The organism is Kitasatospora aureofaciens (assembly GCF_019192735.1).
In the GTDB taxonomy this organism is placed as follows: domain Bacteria; phylum Actinomycetota; class Actinomycetes; order Streptomycetales; family Streptomycetaceae; genus Kitasatospora; species Kitasatospora aureofaciens_A.
Genome location: NZ_JAHTKP010000006.1, coordinates 137,711 through 155,144, shown reverse-complemented (window position 1 = coordinate 155,144; position 17,434 = coordinate 137,711). Strand labels below are relative to the sequence as shown.

At 73.4% G+C, this 17,434-nt stretch carries 15 protein-coding genes; 7 read left to right on the top strand and 8 right to left on the bottom strand.

Going from position 1 to position 17,434, the window contains the following annotated elements:
• Positions 1–8: 8 nt before the first annotated feature.
• The gene (locus tag KV557_RS09200) at positions 9–479 is read left to right on the top strand and encodes a MarR family winged helix-turn-helix transcriptional regulator (protein WP_218199280.1); all 471 of its coding nucleotides are present in this window, start codon (positions 9–11) and stop codon (positions 477–479) included.
• A gap of 3 nt (positions 480–482) precedes the next feature.
• Here KV557_RS09200 and KV557_RS09195 read toward each other — a convergent pair whose 3' ends face one another.
• From KV557_RS09195 to KV557_RS09175, 5 genes are all read right to left on the bottom strand, one after another.
• A complete protein-coding gene (locus tag KV557_RS09195; RefSeq protein ID WP_256177144.1) occupies positions 483–1,055 on the bottom strand; it encodes a GTP-binding protein in 573 nt (190 codons plus the stop codon).
• Positions 1,056–1,155: 100 nt separating this feature from the next.
• The gene (locus KV557_RS09190; RefSeq protein WP_218199279.1) at positions 1,156–1,536 is read right to left on the bottom strand and encodes a DUF742 domain-containing protein; all 381 of its coding nucleotides are present in this window, start codon (positions 1,534–1,536) and stop codon (positions 1,156–1,158) included.
• Entirely contained in the window at positions 1,533–1,964 is a 432-nt protein-coding gene (locus KV557_RS09185) for a roadblock/LC7 domain-containing protein (protein ID WP_218199278.1), read from the bottom strand. The genes KV557_RS09190 and KV557_RS09185 overlap by 4 nt, the downstream gene beginning before the upstream one ends.
• Positions 1,964–4,060, bottom strand: a complete 2,097-nt coding sequence (locus KV557_RS09180) for a sensor histidine kinase (RefSeq protein ID WP_218199277.1) — start codon at positions 4,058–4,060, stop codon at positions 1,964–1,966. The genes KV557_RS09185 and KV557_RS09180 overlap by 1 nt, the downstream gene beginning before the upstream one ends.
• Positions 4,061–4,517: 457 nt before the next feature.
• Complete coding sequence (locus KV557_RS09175) at positions 4,518–5,786, bottom strand: acyl-CoA dehydrogenase family protein (protein WP_218199385.1); 1,269 nt, start codon at positions 5,784–5,786, stop codon at positions 4,518–4,520.
• Positions 5,787–6,229: 443 nt separating this feature from the next.
• Between KV557_RS09175 and KV557_RS09170 the strand changes: the two genes are divergently transcribed.
• The 3 genes from KV557_RS09170 to KV557_RS09160 all read left to right on the top strand — a co-directional run bounded on the left by KV557_RS09170 (position 6,230) and on the right by KV557_RS09160 (position 11,300).
• Complete coding sequence (locus tag KV557_RS09170; RefSeq protein ID WP_256177143.1) at positions 6,230–7,288, top strand: GAF domain-containing protein; 1,059 nt, start codon at positions 6,230–6,232, stop codon at positions 7,286–7,288.
• 299 nt (positions 7,289–7,587) lie between these two features.
• Positions 7,588–9,141, top strand: coding sequence for a lipase maturation factor family protein (locus KV557_RS09165; RefSeq protein ID WP_218199384.1), 1,554 nt, complete (start codon positions 7,588–7,590; stop codon positions 9,139–9,141).
• 206 nt (positions 9,142–9,347) lie between these two features.
• Positions 9,348–11,300, top strand: a complete 1,953-nt coding sequence (locus KV557_RS09160) for a hypothetical protein (protein WP_218199275.1) — start codon at positions 9,348–9,350, stop codon at positions 11,298–11,300.
• A 74-nt stretch (positions 11,301–11,374) separates the two neighbouring features.
• Here the strand turns inward: KV557_RS09160 and KV557_RS09155 are convergent, their stop codons facing one another.
• Positions 11,375–12,358: a lytic transglycosylase domain-containing protein gene (locus KV557_RS09155; RefSeq protein WP_218199274.1), complete on the bottom strand. Its 984-nt coding sequence runs from the start codon at positions 12,356–12,358 to the stop codon at positions 11,375–11,377.
• 95 nt (positions 12,359–12,453) lie between these two features.
• The gene (locus KV557_RS09150) at positions 12,454–13,263 is read right to left on the bottom strand and encodes a helical backbone metal receptor (protein ID WP_218199273.1); all 810 of its coding nucleotides are present in this window, start codon (positions 13,261–13,263) and stop codon (positions 12,454–12,456) included.
• A gap of 140 nt (positions 13,264–13,403) precedes the next feature.
• On the opposite strand from KV557_RS09150, the gene KV557_RS09145 reads away from it, so the two are divergent.
• The 3 genes from KV557_RS09145 to KV557_RS09135 all read left to right on the top strand — a co-directional run bounded on the left by KV557_RS09145 (position 13,404) and on the right by KV557_RS09135 (position 16,450).
• Positions 13,404–14,492, top strand: coding sequence for an ABC transporter substrate-binding protein (locus KV557_RS09145; RefSeq protein ID WP_218199272.1), 1,089 nt, complete (start codon positions 13,404–13,406; stop codon positions 14,490–14,492).
• Positions 14,493–14,594: 102 nt separating this feature from the next.
• Positions 14,595–15,629, top strand: a complete 1,035-nt coding sequence (locus tag KV557_RS09140; RefSeq protein ID WP_256177164.1) for a FecCD family ABC transporter permease — start codon at positions 14,595–14,597, stop codon at positions 15,627–15,629.
• On the top strand, positions 15,626–16,450 hold the full coding sequence (locus KV557_RS09135) for an ABC transporter ATP-binding protein (protein ID WP_218199270.1): 825 nt from the start codon (positions 15,626–15,628) through the stop codon (positions 16,448–16,450). Before KV557_RS09140 ends, KV557_RS09135 begins: the two co-directional genes overlap by 4 nt.
• On the opposite strand, the gene KV557_RS09130 is transcribed toward KV557_RS09135, so the two are convergent.
• Positions 16,435–17,415 (bottom strand): L-tyrosine/L-tryptophan isonitrile synthase family protein, encoded by a 981-nt coding sequence (locus tag KV557_RS09130; protein ID WP_218199269.1) that lies wholly within the window; start codon positions 17,413–17,415, stop codon positions 16,435–16,437. The two genes, KV557_RS09135 and KV557_RS09130, sit on opposite strands and share 16 nt — an antisense overlap.
• Positions 17,416–17,434 lie beyond the last annotated feature (19 nt).

The window sequence follows — 17,434 nt, the reverse complement described above, 5'->3', positions numbered from 1 at the left end:
GGCGGCCGATGGGGATCCGCGACGACGCCGCCGAGGTCCGCGCCCGTGGCTGGCGCACGCTCGCCGCGCTGCACGGGCTGATCGACACGGCGCTGGAGAAGGCGCTCCAGGCGGAGCACCGGCTCTCGGTGGTCGAGTACACGGTGCTCGACGCGCTGTCGCGACAGGACGGCTGGCACATGCGGATGCAGCAGCTGGCCCGGGCGGCGGCACTGAGCAGCAGCGCGACCACCCGGCTGGTGACCCGACTGGAGGACCGCGGCCTGCTCAGCCGCTACCTGTGCGCGGACGACCGGCGCGGGATCTACACCGAGCTCACGCCGGACGGGCGGGCGCTGCTGACCTCGGCCCGCCCGGTGCACGATGCCACCCTGGAGGCGACCCTGGCGCAGGCGGCCGAGGTCCCGGAGCTGGCCCCGCTGGTCGGTGCCCTCGCCGGACTGGAATCCTCCGCCCGCACCCCCGCCGCCCGCGCCTAGCCCCTACCGCCGTCCGGCGAGGGCGTTGCGGTGCACCCGGTCGAGCAGGGCGAGCAGCAGCTCCTTGCTGGACGCCCGCTCCCGCACGTCGCAGAGCACGATCGGCACCTCGGGGCCGAGGTCGAGGGCCCGGCGGACGTCCTCCGGGCCGGCGTCGCGCCGGCCGTGGAAGCAGTTGACGCCGATCGCGAACGGGATGCCGCGCTGCTCGAAGAAGTCCACGGCGGCGAAGCTGGATTCGAGCCGCCGGGTGTCGGCGAGGACGATCGCGCCGAGGGCGCCGAGCGCGAGGTCGTCCCACATGAACCAGAACCGGAACTGGCCGGGCGTGCCGAAGAGGTAGAGCACCAGGTCGTCGCGGACGGTGATCCGCCCGAAGTCCATGGCCACGGTGGTGGTGGACTTGTCCTGGATGCCTTCGAGGCTGTCGACCCCGATGCTGGCGCGGGTCATCCGCTCCTCGGTCTGCAGCGGTTCGATCTCGCTGACGGAGCCGACCATGGTGGTCTTGCCGACGCCGAAGCCGCCGGCGACGAGGATCTTGACCGCGCCCGGCACCAGGCTCTGGGTCGTCAATTCGGGTCTCCTGGAATCGGACTGAGAGATGCGCGGAAGGCCGTGCGGAGCGTCGCGGGAACGACACGGGAAGCGACGCGGGAACGACGCGTCCGCCGGTTCAGAGCCGGCGGACGCCCTCGATCACGGCCTGGATCAGCGAGATGTCCGGCGCCTCGGCGAGCTGGACCGGGGCGCGGGTGAGGATGAGCCGTGCCTCGGCCAGGTCGTCGAGCAGCACCTTGACCACGCTGACCGGGAGGTCGAGCGTGGCGGCGATCTCGGCCACGGCCAGCGGGCGTTCGCGGCACAGGTCGAGGATCGCGGCCGGTTCGGGCGTCAGCCGGGTGGTGTCGGTGCGCGGGTCGGCGGTGACCACGAGGGTGATCAGCGCGAAGCCGTCACGGACCGGGCCGGTGCGCCCGTTGGTGATCGCGTAAGGACGGACCAGATGGCCTGCGTCCTTGTCGAAGAACCAGGCCTCGTCGGCGTCGGCGGTCACGCACCGCCACCCACGCCGACCTGGCCGGCGTCGCTGCGCGGCGCCGCGGTGAGGTACTGGCCGACCTGCTTGACCAGCATGTTGATCTCGTAGGCCATCAGTCCGGCGTCCACCTGCTCGCTGGTGAGCACGGCGAGGCGGGCGCCCCGGCCGGCGGTGGTGACGAACAGGAACAGCTGGTCCATCTCGATCACGGTCTGCCGGACCCGCCCGCCGTTGAACCGGTGGCCGGCGCCGCGGGCGAGGCTCTGCAGGCCGGAGGCGACGGCGGACAGGTGCTCGGCGTCGGCCCGGTCGAGGCCCTGGGACATGCCGACCAGCAGGCCGTCCTCGGAGAGGACGATGGCGTGGCGGGTCTCGGGTACCCGCGCCACCAGCTGGTCCAGCAGCCAGTTGAGGTCGCGCTGGGTGTCGGTGTGCTGCGTCATCACTGCTGTTCCTTGGCTTCCTGAGCGGCGGAAGGTGCGGCCGGTGCGGGGGGTGCGGTCGGTGCGTCCGGTTCGGGGTCGGCCGCGCGGGCGGTCCGGGTGCCGCGCTGGATGGCGGCCATGGTGGCGCGGGAGCGCTGCGGGGACGCGTCGTCGGCCTCGGCGGTGCCGTGCCGGGGGCCGGCCGGGCCGCCGGGGCGGGGGACCGGACCGGGGACGGGCCCGGGCCCGGAGACGGCCGACGGGGGCAGCATGGCGCCGGGCGCGTGGGCCTCCCGCAGCTGCTCGGCGAGGCTGGCGTTGCGGACCCGCTGCGGCAGGACGCGCGGGGTGCGCAGCCCGCCATCCGGGTCGTGGTCCAACGGGGCCTCCTGGGCGCGTTCGTGGGTGGGCGCGGAGCGGTCGGCGGACGTGCCGTCGAAGCCGGCCCCGGCCGCGCCGTTCGCCGTGGCTGCCGCGGCAGCTGCCGCACCGCCTGCACCGCCCTCGTCGCCTGTGCCGTCCGCACCGCCGAGGCTCTCCGCGAGGTTCTCGGCGAGGTCGTCGTACCGCCGGGGGAGCGCGGGCCGGGGGACGACCACGGCGCCGGGCAGGCCGGGGATCGGGGAGCCCGCCGGCAGGCCGCCGTTGGCGGGCGGCGCCACGCCGTCCTGGTCGCCGGCCACGGGGTACTGGGCGAGCAGCTCACCGATGATCACACCGGAGTCACCCTCGCCGAAAGCACCAGGAGCACCGGAAGCACCAGAAGCACCGGGCACTTCGGGCGCACCCGGCACACCGGCCGCCGGAGCACCCTCCGGACCCGCCGCCGGACCTCCACCCAGCAGCCCGCTGAGCACTCCGGCCAGCGCGCCCGACAACTCCCCGTCCACGTCGCCGAGATCGCCGTCCGCGCCCGGCCGGCGCTCCGGCACCGGCGTCCGCGTGACCCGCGCGCCGGACGGGAGCCCGGGCACCGCGGCCGGCTGCTCGGCCTGCTCCAGCAGCACCGCGGGCACCAGCACCACGGCTCGGGTGCCGCCGTACGGCGAGGGCCGCAGGGTCACCTGGATCTCGTGCCGGGCGGCCAGCCGCGCGACGACGAACAGGCCGAGCCGCAGGTCGTCGCCGAGTGCGGAGACGTCCAGCTCGGGCGGGTTGGCCAGGTAGTCGTTGAGCCGCTCGTACTCCTCCTCGGTCATGCCGAGTCCGCGGTCCTCGACCTCGACCGCGAGACCCTTGGGGACCTCCTGCGCGGAGAGCTGCACCTGGGTGTACGGCGGGGAGAAGGTGGTGCCGTTCTCGATCAGCTCGGCGACCAGGTGGATGACGTCGGCGACGGCCTGCCCGCTGAGCGAGGCACGCGGCACGCCCTGGACGACGACGCGCGCGTAGTTCTCGGTCTCCGAGACGGCGCTGCGCAGCACGTTGACGACGGGCACGGCGTTGCGCCAGCGCCGGGCGGGCAGCGCGCCGCCGAGGATGACCAGGTTCTCGGCGTTGCGCCGCATGCGGGTGGCGAGGTGGTCGACCGCGAACAGTTCGCGCAGCAGGTCGGGTTCCTCGTGCTCGCGCTCCAGCGCGTCCAGCATGCTGATCTGGCGGTGGATCAGGATCTGGGTGCGGCGGGCGATGTTGAGGAAGACCTTCTTCGTGCCCTCGCGGCCCTGGGCCTGGTGGACGATGGCGGCGACGGCGGCCTGGCGGACGGCGGCGAGGCCGTCGGCGGTCTGCTGCACCTCGTCGCCGGCCCGCCGGGACGGGGACCAGGTGGGCGGGACGGGCACCGGCTCGCCGGAGCGCAGCCGTCCGACGACCGCGGGGATCTCCTGCTGGGCGAGCGCGAGGGTGTCGGCGCGCAGTCCGGCGAGGCGGGCGGAGAGGGCCCGGGCGGCGCGGATGCCGTTGATCAGGCTGTACAGCAGGACCAGGGCGACGACGACGGTGCCGGCGACGAGGGCGGTGCGCTGTCCGGCGTCGCGCAGCAGGTAGGCGGCGTATCCCCAGGCGGCGGCGAGGCCCAGGCTGGGGACCAGCGCGAGGGCGAGGAGAGAGCTGCGGAGGGAGCCGGACCGGCCGGCGCGGTGGCCCGTGCGGGGGGCCGATATGCCTGGCATCTGATTCCTTGTTGCAGGGCCGAGTTGCAGGGCCGAGCGGCGGGTTGGCCCGCGCGCGGTCCGGCCGGGGCTTCAGGGCGCCACGGCCGGGTTGCCGGACGGGGTGACGCGGTGTCAACGTCCGGACGGGGTGCAGCACGGCCGCCGACGGCAGGAACGCTACCAGTCCCAGGTGCCCTCATCGCAACATCAACTGACGATATGTGAACGGATTCTGACCGTGGGTGCGAGTCCGGACGGAATCGTGCGCCGACGGATCGTCGCAGGTCGAACGGCTTTCGCGAAAGCGGTGACGGCTCCCCGGGAAGCCGGGGGGATCCTCCTGGAGAGCCGTCAGGAACAGGTCAAACACGGTTATGCTGAAGGGTCGGCAGAGCTGTGCTCAGTGGCCCGTGTGCTTCGGCCAGTCGGACCGGCGAACAGGGGTGGTCGGTCCAGCGGCCGGTGTGCTCCGCGCTCAGCCCGCCAGCGGCATAGAGATCAACGTCCCTCCACGCTCTACGTGCTCCTCCACCGCCGCCTCCCGCATGGCCAGTTCGGTCCACGCCCAGCTGGCCAGCCCGGACAGCTCCGCCGACCACTGCCTGCCGTACGTACCCGACGCGACCTGCCCGAGCCGCAGCCGCTGCACGTCCGAGGTGCCGGCCGGCGGGTAGATGTGGGTGGCGTCGCGCAGGTAGCGCTCGATGTGGAACTCGGTCTGGAGGCCCCGGGCGGCGTGGATCTCCATGGCGTTGCGCGCCGAGTCCAGCGCGTACTCGGTGTTGATGAGCTTGGCGTTCATCAGCTCGGCGTCGCATGCCTTGCCGTGGTCGAGCAGGTGCGAGGCGTGGTACGCGGCGAGCTTGGCGGTCATCAGCCGGGACTGCATCTCGCCGAGCTTCAGCGCGATGTTGGGCAGTTGGTTGAGCGGCTTGCCGTACAGCACCCGCTCCTCGGCGAAGCGGGCGGTGTCCTCGACGATCGCGGTGTGGATGCCGAGCGCGACGGCGGCGAGGTTGAGCCGCCCGTACAGCGTGGACGAGGAGTAGGCGACGTCCAGGCCCTGGCCCTCCCGGCCCAGCCGGTTGGCGGCCGGGATGCGGCAGTCCTCGAAGACGACCTCGCCGAAGCTGAAGCCGTGCAGCCCGCTCTGCGAGCCGAGGGCGCCGGTGCGGAAGCCGGGGCGGTCGCTCTCCACGAGGAACGCGGAGAGGCCCCGGCTGCCCTGGTCGGTGCGGAGCACCACGCCGTGCACGTCGCCGATGTGGGAGTTGCCGACGAACCACTTGCGGCCGTTGAGGACGTACTCGTCGCCCTCCCGGCGCGCGGTGCCGGTCATGCCGAGCACGTGGCCGCCCGAGTCGGGCTCGGTGACGGCGATGGTCGGCAGCGACTCCCCGGAGGCGAACCTCGGCAGCCACGCGCGCCGCTGGCCGTTCGTGCCGAAGTGGAGGACCTTGGCGACGCCGAGCTGCGAGGCCTGCGCCATCGCGCCCATCGCGCCGCTGACGCGGGCGAGTTCCTCGACGATGACGGTCTTGGCGAGGTGCCCGAGCCCCAGTCCGCCGAACTCGCGCGGGATGGTCGCGCCGATCCAGCCCCGGCGGGCGATCTCCCGTGAGAGCTCGAACTCGACCGTCCGGTCGGCCTCCATTCTGGCCACCTGCGGACGTATCTCCTTCTCGGCGAACTCACGCACCTCGGCTCGGATGCTCTCGTGACGCTCGTCGGTGAAGTAGTCCATCGCCATGTTGCGGTCCTCTCGTGTCAGCGGGTGTCGTGCCCTCCGTCCGTGCCGCCGATGCCGCGCCGGCCGCCGATGTGATGAGGTGGGGGTGGGGAGGTGGCGGCCGGTTGCCCCAAGTGCCCCTTTGCAACCGGTGCATGCGGAACTTCGGCCGGGTTCCCCTGGGGATGGGGCTACCGTCCGTGTCTTCGGCAGGGCTCATTGTCATATGGGCACATCGAGGTGACCCAGAGTCGATCTTGGATTGGCGTGAAAAAGATCGTCCGAATCCGGGCTGGTTTTACGGCGCCGCCGGATGGGAAGTGATCTTCCCCCGCTCGACAACCTGCCGAGCGGCCGTTCACGTGCGGCTTTGACTGTCCATCAGCAAGGGTGGCGAAGCGCACCGGGGGGCGCCGAACCGCCCTGATGTCTGATTACATGTCGCCATGACTGATGTGATGAGCACTCAAGGCCAGTTCCCGGGTGCCGCCGGGGAGTCCGAGCGGACCCGCAGACTGCGCAGCCTCGGTCTCAACGAGCCCTCCGCGGACGAGGCCTTCGACCGCTTCGCCCACCTCGCCGCCAGCATCACCCGCGCCCCCATCGCGATGGTCAACTTCATCAACGACGAGCGCCAGATGTTCCGGGGGCTCTACATCCCGCCAAACTCCTCCGAAGCGGTGGCCGAAGAAGGCGCATCGTGGGCCGATCGCGGCATCGCGTTCGACCTCCCGACCCGTCAGATGCCGCTGAGTCACGGCTTCTGCCCGCACGTCGTCGCCCAGCGCTCCCCGCTCGCCCTCGACGACATCCTCGCCTACCCCCGGTTCGCCGGAAACCCGGTCGTCGACGAACTGGGCGTGCGCGCCTACCTCGGCGCCCCGCTCGTCGACGACACCAACACCGTCATCGGCACCGTCTGCGTCCTGGACCGGGAACCCCGGCAGTGGGGCCGCGAGCGGCTGCGCGACATCCAGCACCTCGCCGAGGCGCTGCTCTCCGAGATCCGGCTGCGCGACACCCTCCTCGCCCAGCAGCAGGAGATGTTCGCCGCCTTCGACGGCTCCCCGTTCCCGATCATGCTCACCGACGGCCCCGGCCAGGAGATCCGCTACGCCAACGCCCAGCACGGCGACACCTTCGGCGCCCCGGCGGCGTACGGCGGGATCGGCGTCGCCTACCCGCAGCTCGGCGCGGCCGGGCTCCAGCAGGCCGTCGCCGAGGCGTACCACACCGGGCGCGCCACCGTCCTCAACGACGTCCGGATCCAGCCGGGCCGTCCCGAGGGCCAGCGCATCCAGCAGATCTTCAGCTTCACCTGCACCCCGCTGCGGGCCGCGCGCACCGGCCAGATCAACGGTGTCCTCACCGTCGGCATGGACGTCACCGCGCAGTCCCGCACGGAGGAGGAACTCGGCACGCTGGCCGCCCTGCTCGTCGACCGGCTCCAGCAGAGCGGACCCCCCGCCGGACGCCCGGGCATCACCGGGGAGACCGGCCTGGGCCTGTCGGGCTGAACCGCCGACCGGCCGCTCGCGGCACCACCCACCGCACCAGTCCGCAACCGAACAACCGGACGCACCGCGCGTCGCGACCGTCCGAATCAGCCAAAACGTTCAGAACAGTCCGAAAGTTCATTGCGGCGGGGCGCCTCTCACCCCCGAGGAGAGGCTCCCCGCCACAATGCCGTCCACGGGCCGTCAGCTTCCTCCGGCCGCCTCCTGGGCCGGCGTCCAGGCGCCGAGCGGGTGAACCGCCCGCCCCCGCGCCCCCGTTCGGGCCCGACCGACCGCCGCCGGTGGTAGGCATGGGCCGCATGGACTGGTTCGCCGCCCCCGACTACTGGCTGAGCCGGCTGCTCGTCCAGCGGATGATCGCCGCCCTCTACCTGATCGGCTTCCTCGCCGCCGCCGCCCAGTTCCGCGCCCTCATCGGCGCCGACGGCATGCTGCCGGTGCCCCGCTTCACCGCCCGCGTCCCGTTCCGCCACGCGCCCGGCCTCTTCCATCTCCACTACAGCGACCGCTTCTTCGCCGCCGTCGCCGGGACCGGCGCCGCCATCGCCGCCGCCCTCGTCGCAGGACTCGGCGACGCCGTCCCGCTCTGGGCCTCCCCGCTGCCGTGGGCCGTCCTGTGGGTGCTCTACCTCTCCATCGTCAACGTCGGGCAGACCTGGTACTCGTTCGGCTGGGAGTCCCTGCTCCTCGAAGCGGGCTTCCTCGCCGCCTTCCTCGGCAACGCCGACACCGCGCCACCCGCCCTCGTGCTCTGGCTGATGCGCTGGCTGGTCTTCCGGGTCGAGTTCGGCGCCGGGCTGATCAAGATCCGCGGCGACAGCTGCTGGCGCGACCTGACCTGCCTGCGCTACCACCACGAGACCCAGCCCATGCCCGGACCGCTCAGCTGGTTCTTCCACCACCTGCCCGACCCGCTGCACCGGGTCGAGGTCGCCGCCAACCACGTCGTCCAACTCGTCGTCCCGGTCTGCCTTTTCCTGCCGCAGCCGGTCGCCACCTACGCGGCCTCCTTGATCGTCGCCACCCAGCTGTGGCTGGTCGCCTCCGGCAACTTCGCCTGGCTCAACTGGCTCACCGTCACGCTCGCCCTCGCCGCCGTCGACCCGGCCCGCCTCGGCCTGCCCGTCCACCCGCGCCACTACCACGCCACGCCCGCCTGGTTCGAGGCCCTCGTGATCGCGCTCACCGCGACCGTCGCCGTCCTCAGCTACTGGCCGGCACGCAACCTCGTCTCCCGCCGCCAGATCATGAACCGCTCCTTCAACCGGCTCCACCTCGTCAACACCTACGGCGCCTTCGGCAGCATCAACCGCATCCGCCAGGAAGTCGTCGTCGAGGGCACCGACGAGCCCGTCGTCACCTCGCACACCGTCTGGCGCGAGTACGGCTTCAAGGGCAAACCCGGCGACGTGCGCCGCCTCCCGCGTCAGTACGCCCCCTACCACCTGCGGCTCGACTGGCTGATGTGGTTCGCCGGCATCTCGCCCGCCTACGCCCGCCCCTGGTTCCTGCCCTTCGTCGCCCGCCTCCTCGCCGGCGACCCCGCCACCCTCCGGCTGCTGCGCCACAACCCCTTCCCGGACGCCCCGCCGACCCACGTCCGGGCGACCCTCCACCTCTACCGGTTCACCGATTGGCGCGAACTGCGCGAAACCGGCGCGTGGTGGCACCGTACCGAGCTGTACGAGTACCTCGCGCCGGTCGACCTCGCCGGCCTCGCCCGCGCCGGGTACCGCCCGCCCCTCGGACGGCGGGTCCGCACCGTCCCCCTGGACCGCCTGCGACGCCCCGGGGACGGGCGCGGGCACTCGTCCGGAGCAGCGGGCGGCCACCCGCCCGGCCCTCCCGAGTAGCGGCCAGACGGACGGTATGGCACGCGACACCGGCCCTTCGGACGGTGGGTGCGTGCAAGGCTCGAACGGGCACCCGTATTCTGGGCCTCCACAACCGGCAGCCCGACCGCGCGGCCCCCCGGCCCCGTCCCGGGGCACCCCCGCGCAACCGGTCCGCCGCCCCCTCGCCGCCAGCCCCGCCGTCGTCGCCCAGAACCGGACCTCACATGACAGTGCTTCACTCGCGCAACGCCGACGCAGCCGACCCGGCGGACGTCGCCGACGCCGCAGACGTCAAGGACCCCCAGGACGCCAAGGCCACCACGGCGGAGCCCGATCTCCGCGAGGACCTCGGCCGCTACGCCGAACTCGGGGCCTTCACCCTCACCGCCGACACCCATGCCTGGTACGCGGCCGTCGACACCGTCGCCACCCCCGAGGACGCCCGCGCCGCCTCCACCGCGCTCGCCGAACTCCGCGGCCGCGACCTCCAGCAGACCTGGGACGCCGTCACCGCCCTCGCCGCCGAGGCCAAGCTCGACGAGCCCGACACCGTCGCCAAGACGGCGCTCCTCGTCGAGATGCTCCAGCGCGTCCACCGCACCTCGGCCACCCTCACCGTCGCCGCCTACGACGCCGACCTCGACGCCCTCGCCGCCGCCACCGCCGACGGCGCGTGGCGCCGCGAGCGCGGCATCAAGCTCTCCTGGCTGCGCGCCCGCGCCCTGCGCAAGCAGGCCGCCGCCCTCGCCACCGACCGCCGCACCCGCCGCGAGGACCTCCACGAGGCGCTCGCCTCCGCCGAGATCGAGCGCCGCGCCTGGGCCGCTCTCGCCCCCTCCGGCACCCTCCCGACCGTCCCCGCCGACGGCGACCTGGTCGCGAAGACCGCCCAGAGCCTCGACGCGATCAACGCCGGGCTGCGCGAACTCACCCGGCTGCTCCCCGAGCACGACCTCGACGGGCTCGCCTTCGGCGACCTCATCGACCTCGTCGAGCGGCTCGCCGCCGACGAAGGCACCCTCTACCGCCTGCACACCATCCGCAGCCTGCGCGCCACCCTGGAGGAGGCCGGCCTCGGCGACCTGCTCGCCGAACTCACCGCCGCCCAGGCCGACCGCCGCGCCGCCGAGGCCGCGTTCGCGGCCCGCCAGGCCCTGGCGGGCGGGCAGCGCGACGGGCTGGCGGAGGAGGAGGCGGAGGCTTCCGAGGTCGAGCCGGCTGCTGAGGACGAGACGGAGCCGGCCGCCGAGGCTGCGGCCGAGGCCGAGGCCGAGCAGGCCGTCGTGTCTCTCCCGGCGCCCTCCCCGGCCGCCGACGACCTCGTGGCCGCCGCCACCGCCGCCCTCGCCGAGGCTGCCGAGGCGGAGCCGGAGACTGCCGAGTCGGAGGAGCCGGCGGAGGCCGAGGCAGTCTCCGCCGAGACCGAGGTTGCCGACGAGGCGCCTGCTGCGGCTGAGGAGCCGGAGGCCGTCGAGGCCGAGCCGACCGCCGAGCCGGAGGCCGCCGCCGAGGTCGAGGCCATCGAGCCGGAGGCCGTCATCGAGACGCCCGCCGCCGAGGTCGAGGTGGTCGCCGAGCCGGAGGTCGTGATTGAGGCCGAGGAGCCGGTTGCCGAGGTCGAGCCGGAGGCCGCTGAGACCGAGGTCGTCGCCGAGGCGCCTGCTGTGGTTGAGGAGCCGGAGGCCGCTGAGGCCGTGGCGACTGCTGACCCGGAGGCCGTCGAGGCCGAGCTGACTGCCGAGCCGGAGGCCGCCGTTGAGGCCGCCGCCGAGGTCGAGGCCATCGAGCCGGAGGCCGTCATCGAGACGCCCGCCGCCGAGGTCGAGGTGGTTGCCGAGCCGGAGGTCGTGATTGAGGCCGAGGAGCCGGCTGCTGAGGTCGAGCCGGAGGCCGCTGAGACCGAGGCCGTCGCCGAGGCTCCCGCCTCCACCGAGGCCGAGGCCGCCGCTGACGAGCCCGCCGGGCCGCCGGCCAAGCCGGATTTCACGCCCGGGCGGCCCGTGACCGCCTACTCGGCGGAGGAACTGCTCGCCGTCGTGCGGTGGGTGGACGGCGACGGTGTCGAGCGCAGTGACGAGGAGCTGCTGCGTGCGGCGATGAAGGAGCTGGGCTTCGCCCGGCTCGGGCCGCGCATCAAGGAGGCGCTGGGCGCCGCCGTCTCGGCCGCGCGAGGCTAGCAGCCAGGCACGCCCGCACGCCCGCATGTCCGCAGGGCCCGGAACGCGAGAGCCGCGTTCCGGGCCCTGCGCCGTCAGCCGGCCTTGTTCCAGGGCTGGCCGGACATCAGCGCCTTCACGTTGGCGACGTAGCTCGGGTTGGGGATGACGAGGCTGCCTTCGGTCTCGCCGGTGGCCGGGTCGGTGACGGTGTTGTAGTGCACGTTGCCCGCGCCCGCGTTGTACGCGGCGATGACCAGATCGAGCAGCGGCGTCTTGCCGGTGGCCGGGTCGGGGGAGAGGTCGTACTTGCCGCCAAAGGAGGAGTCGCCGAAGTAGGCGACGAGCCAGTCGAGCAGCTGCGTGCCGAGCTGGACGTTCCCGGGGAGCGTCTTCGGGTCGGAGGCGGTGCCGAACTTGTTGTTCATCCAGCTGATCGTGTTCGGCATGACCTGCATGGTGCCGATCCCGCCGTCGCAGGCGAGGATGCCGGACTGCCAGCCGCTCTCCTGCCAGGCGATGGCCTTGACCAGGTTGACGGGCAGCGGCGGGAGCTTGTCGGTGCCGCCGTTGCTGAGGCTGAGAGTCCGCGGCTTCTCGGCGGCGGCCGCGAGGGCCGCCGCGACGGCCTCCTTGGGCTCGTCCGGCTGGGGCTTGGACGGCTGGCAGCCGCTCTGCAGTGGTGGGACGTGCGGGGTCGCGGGCGCGGGCGGCGGCGGGGGAGCGACGGGGCCGGGCTTGGCGGTCGGCGCGGGGGCCGCCACTGCCGGGGCGGGGGCCTTCTCGGCGGTGCCGGCGCTGTTTGCGCCGCCCGTTCCGCCGGACGGCCTGGCCGCGCCGGGCTTGGCGCTGCTCGGCGTCGGGGTCGGGGTGGGCTTGGCCGACTTGCTCGCCGTCGGGCTCGGACTGCCGGTGGCGCTGGGGCTCGCGGTCGGCGAAGTCGTCGCGGCCGGGCTCGCGCTGGGCGTGTCGGTGGGCGAGGCGGTCGTGGCCACTGCCGTCGTGTTCGGCGCCGCGTCGGTGTGGCCGTCGGCGGGCTTGCTGCCGCATCCGGCCAGGACGGCCGTTGAGACGGCCACAGCCGACACCATCACCAGCGCACGCCGGGATGTGCTCACTGCCATATGTGGTTCCCCCCACTCGTCACCGGCGGGCCCGGTGAGTGGCGGTCATCCTACGATGCGTTGATCCTGCCTTGTACGAACGGGTGGCCCAACGCCTCGGCGAGGACGGCCGGAGCCGCGACGAGCGAGGGTCCGTACCAGGTCAGGTGCCGTCCGCTGACCAGCGCCGTCGGCACTCCCGGGAATGCCTCCGGGCCGTCGTCGGCGGTGAAGCGGTACGGCTCGTCCGGCAGGATCACCAAGTCCAGAGCGCAGGCGAGCAGTTCGGGCAGGGGCACGGCGGGGTAGCGCTCGGGGTGGTCGGCGTGGACGAGCCGCACGCCGAGGCGCCGCAGGAGGTCCCCGGCGAAGGTGTCGCGCCCGAGGACCATCCAGGGGCGGCGCCAGATCGGCACGATGGCCCGCGGGCCGTCCTCCTGTGTCCTGCCCACATCCCGCCACGCAGCCTCCGCCTCGTCCAGCCAGCCCGGCCGCGGCAGCCCGCATGCGGCGGTGAGCATCCGGTCCAGCGAGCGGAACGCGTCGTCGAGCGTGCGGATGTCGGTGACCCACACCGGCACGCCGGCCGCCCGCAGCGCGTCCAGGTCGGGCCGCCGGTTCTCCTCGTCGTTGGCGAGGACGAGGTCCGGGGCGAGCGCGAGGATCCGCGGCACGTCCGGGTTCTTGGTGCCGCCGATCCGGGTGACGGCCAGTCCGGCCGGGTGGCTGCACCAGTCGGTGGCGCCGACCAGGAGCCCGGGCGCGGTGGCGGCGACCGCCTCGGTCAGTGACGGCACCAGCGAGACGACCCGCCGCACCGGGCCAGGGCCGAGCCGGACGGGCAGGTCGAGATCGTCCCGCAGGACGGTGGGAGCGGCCATCCGGTCAGCGTACGCCGGGCATCGGTGCCCGCCGCCCGCGCGGCGAAAGTCGCCGGGAACCCGCCGGGGAATCCAGCCGACTACCTGGTCCGGGTCCGCAGGACGGGCCCCGAGCACGATCACCGATCAGGAGAGTTCCCATGCGCCCTCGCGTTGTCTGCGCCGTCGCGGCCGCCGTCGCCCTGTTCGCCACGGCCTGCGGAAGCAGCGGGGGAGGGGGCGGTGGCCGGGGCGCGCAGGACGTGGCCAAGGCCGGCCCCGCCGGCGCCTTCCCCGTCAAGGTCTCCGACTGCGCGGGCAAGGAGACCACCATCGCCAAGGTGCCCGGGAAGATCGTCACCAGCAACGCCGCGAGTCTGGAGATGCTCCTCCGACTCGGCGCCGGCGACCGCCTGATCGGTACCGGCTTCCCGCCTGGCAAGGGCACTCTGCCGGCGGACCTCGCCGAGCAGGGCGCCAAGGTGCCCGTGCTGGGCGACCGGACCATCCCCAAGGAGAAGCTGCTCGGCTCCGGCGCCGATCTCTACGTCGACACCTTCGGCGCGATGCCGATGATGGGCGGCGGCGCCAACGGGCCCACCGAGGAGGAGTTCACGGCGGCCGGCATCCAGCACGTCTTCCTGCTCTCCACCGCCTGCGCGGGCACCCCGAAGGCCGCCAAGGCGCCGCGCACCGACCTCGCCCAGGTCGAGGACGACATCCGCCGGCTCGGCGCCGTCACCGGCACGGCCGCCCGCGCCGAGGAGCTCGTCACCGGCATGGAGCGGCGGGTCGGCGAGGTGCGCACCGCGCTGGCCGGCGTCCCGGACGGGCAGCGGCCGAGCTACTTCGTCTTCGACTTCGACGCCGGCACCAAGCAGCCGGTCTCCGTGTGCGGCCGGCAGGTCGCCAATGCGGTGATCACCCTGGCCGGCGCCCGCAACGTGTTCGCCGACTGCGACGCCGACTTCAAGCCCGGCTCCTGGGAGGACGTGGTCGCCAAGAACCCTGACTGGATCCAGCTCTCCGTCCGCAACCGCGGCAGCGAGGAGGCCACCCGCAAGGCGTTCGACGACGCCGAGGCGTTCCTGAAGAGCTTCCCCGCCACCCAGGGTCTCAAGGCCGTCCAGGAGGGGCACTTCGTGCGGCTCGGCTCCGAGGTCACGACCATCGCGGGGGTGCGCAACGCCGACGCCGTCCGGCAGATCGCCGCCACCGTCCACCCGGACCTCGTCAAGAGCGGGCAGTAGACCGTGACTTCGGCCTCTGCCTCTTCCTCCGCCACTGGATCCGAAGCCTCTGCCTCGGCGGCCGAGGCGGACGGGACCGCCGGCCCCCGCCCGGCCCGCACCCTGCGGGCCGGGCCGCTGGCCGCCGGACTCGCCGTCGCCCTGGTGCTCGCGCTGACCGCGGCCGTCTCGCTCGGCGCCGTCGACGTGCCGCCCGGCGAGGTCTGGTCGGTGGTCGCCCGCCGGCTCACCGGACGTGCCCAGGAACCCGGTACCCGCGACCTCATCGTCTGGCAACTGCGCGTGCCCCGCGCCCTGTTGGCGGCTGTCGTCGGTGCCGGGCTCGGCCTGGTCGGCACCGCCGTCCAGGCCCTCGTCCGCAACCCTCTCGCCGACCCCTACCTGCTCGGCATCTCTTCCGGCGCCTCGCTCGGGGCCGTCGCCACCATCGTCCTCGGTACCACCCTCGGTCTCGACCTCTCCTTCGGCAGCGCGCTCGGTCTCACCGTCTCCCTGGCGGCCTTCGCCGGCGCGCTCGGCGCGTTCTCCCTGGTGTGGCTGCTGGCCCGGCGCGGCGGCGGGTTCTCCCCGTTGCGGCTGGTCCTCGCGGGCATCGGCATCGCCCAGTTCCTCGGCGGGATCACCAGCTACCTCGTTCTCCAGACCAGCGACGAGCAGCAGACCAGGGGTGTCCTGTTCTGGCTCATGGGCAGCCTCGGCGGCGCCGTCTGGGCCCAACTCGCCGTTCCCGCCGCCGCCGTGGCGCTCGGACTGGCCCTGCTCCAGGCCCGCGCGCGCGGACTCAACGCGATGCTGATGGGCGACGAGACGGCCGCCGGGCTCGGCGTGGACGTTACCCGGCTGCGCCGCGAGATCTTCGTCGTCACGAGCGTGCTCACCGGCGTGCTGGTCGCTGTATCCGGAGCGATCGGCTTCGTCGGGCTGATGGTGCCGCACGTGTGTCGGCTGCTCGTCGGCGGCGACCACCGGCGCCTGCTGCCGCTGTCCGCGCTCACCGGCGCCCTGCTGCTCGTCGTCGTCGACACCCTCGCCCGCACGGCCCTGGACGGCCAGGAGCTGCCGATCGGCGTCGTCACCGCCGTACTCGGCGCGCCCACCCTGCTCTACCTGCTGGACCGACGACTGGAGCGCAATTGAGAATCGCCGTCAAGGACTTGAGCGTCGCCCTGGCCGGGCGGACGGTGGTGGCCGGCGTCCACCTGGTCGCCAAGGAGGGCGAGATCGCCGGACTGGTCGGGCCCAACGGCAGCGGCAAGTCCAGCCTGCTGCGCACCGTCTACCGGCACCTGCGGCCGAGCGCCGGGCGGGTGCTGCTGGCCGGACGGGAGTTGGGCGAGCTCAGCCCCGCGCAGTCCGCCCGGCACATCGCCGCGCTGCCGCAGGAGCGCGGCGGGGACTTCGAGTTGACCGTCCGCGAGGTCGTCGCGATGGGACGCACCCCCTACAAGCGGGCGTTCGCCGCCGACGACGCCGAGGACCACCGGATCGTCGCCGACGCGCTGGTACGGGTCGGCATGGCGGACGCCGCCGGACGCCGGTTCGCCCAGCTGTCCGGCGGCGAACGCCAGCGGGTGCTGCTGGCCCGGGCGCTCGCCCAGCAGCCGGACGTCCTGGTGCTGGACGAGCCGACCAACCACCTGGACGTCCGGCACCAGGTCGAACTCCTGGCCCTGCTGCGGGAACAGCGCCGCACCACCCTGGTCGCGCTGCACGACCTCAACGCCGCCGCCTCGGTCTGCGACCGCCTGCACGTCCTGCATCGGGGCGTCCTGGTGGCCTCCGGGGCGCCGCGCGACGTGCTCACCGCCGAGCTGCTGGCCGAGGTGTTCGGCGTGCGGGCGGCGGTGGTCGAACACCCGCTCACCGGCGACCCGTTGATCGCCTTCGACCACCGCACGCCCGCACGCCCCGCCGACGGGCAACCGACGCCCGACCGCGACCGTCAGACGATCTCGTAGTGGCTCGGGCGGCCGTCGCGTTCGACCAGCCGCCCGACCTCGGCGGCGTCCTGGCTGCGCAGCAACTCCCAACGGCCGTCCGCCCGGTGGAGCACCGAGGAGTGCCAGGGCGTCATCCACGCGTCGGCCGCCTCCAGCAGCCGTATGCCGAACTTCAGCACCCCCGCCCGCTGTGGGTGGATGGACAGCCGGAACGAGCGCGGGTGCTGTTCGGCGATCAGGTCGCCCCAGGCCCGGCTGCGCTGGATCACGCCGTACGCGCGGCGCCGGCAGTCGCGCTGCAGGGCGGATCTGGTGCCGGTGAAGCCGACGGTGTCCTCGGTGAGGAAGCGGGTGATGCCCCGGTAGAGCCGGAGGGTCTCCTCGTCCGTCAGCACCTGCTCGCGCAACTCCTCGACGCTCGGCGCATATTGGGCGTGCACCCGGGCCCGCTTCTCGTCGAACGACAGGTCGCCGAGGACGGCCCGCAGGTCGTAGGTGGCGAGGTGGGTCAGGCCCTCGCGCCCGATCATCGCGGCCAACTCGTCGGAGTAGTCGTCGATGTGGTCGTCGGGGACGTTGATCAGGTCGCCGAAGATGTGCCCGTCCGAGCAGATCAGGATCTGTGCGCCGGGCTCGTAGAGGGCGCCGATCTCCTCGCAGAGCCGGTTGAGGAAGGTGAGCGACAGGCGCTCGCCCTCGTCGGGCAGGTGGCCGAGCACCTTCGCCGGGTTCGGCGACTTGCAGGGGAAGCCGGGCAGGGTGAACAGGATCGGGTCGCCGGCGGCGATGAAGTCGGCGAGCTGCTCCAGCTGGAGCGGGAAGTGGTCCGGCGTCGCGTCGAGTTCGGGGTCGGACGCGCGACGGTGCGGCAGCAGCAGGCCGAGGACGCGGGCGGAGAGGCTTCTGGTGCTCTCGCCGGCCTGATCGGATTTCTCGGTCTGGGAGTCGGTGGTGACGGTGGAAACGGTGCCGACGGGCGGCATGGTGGTCCTCCACGGAACG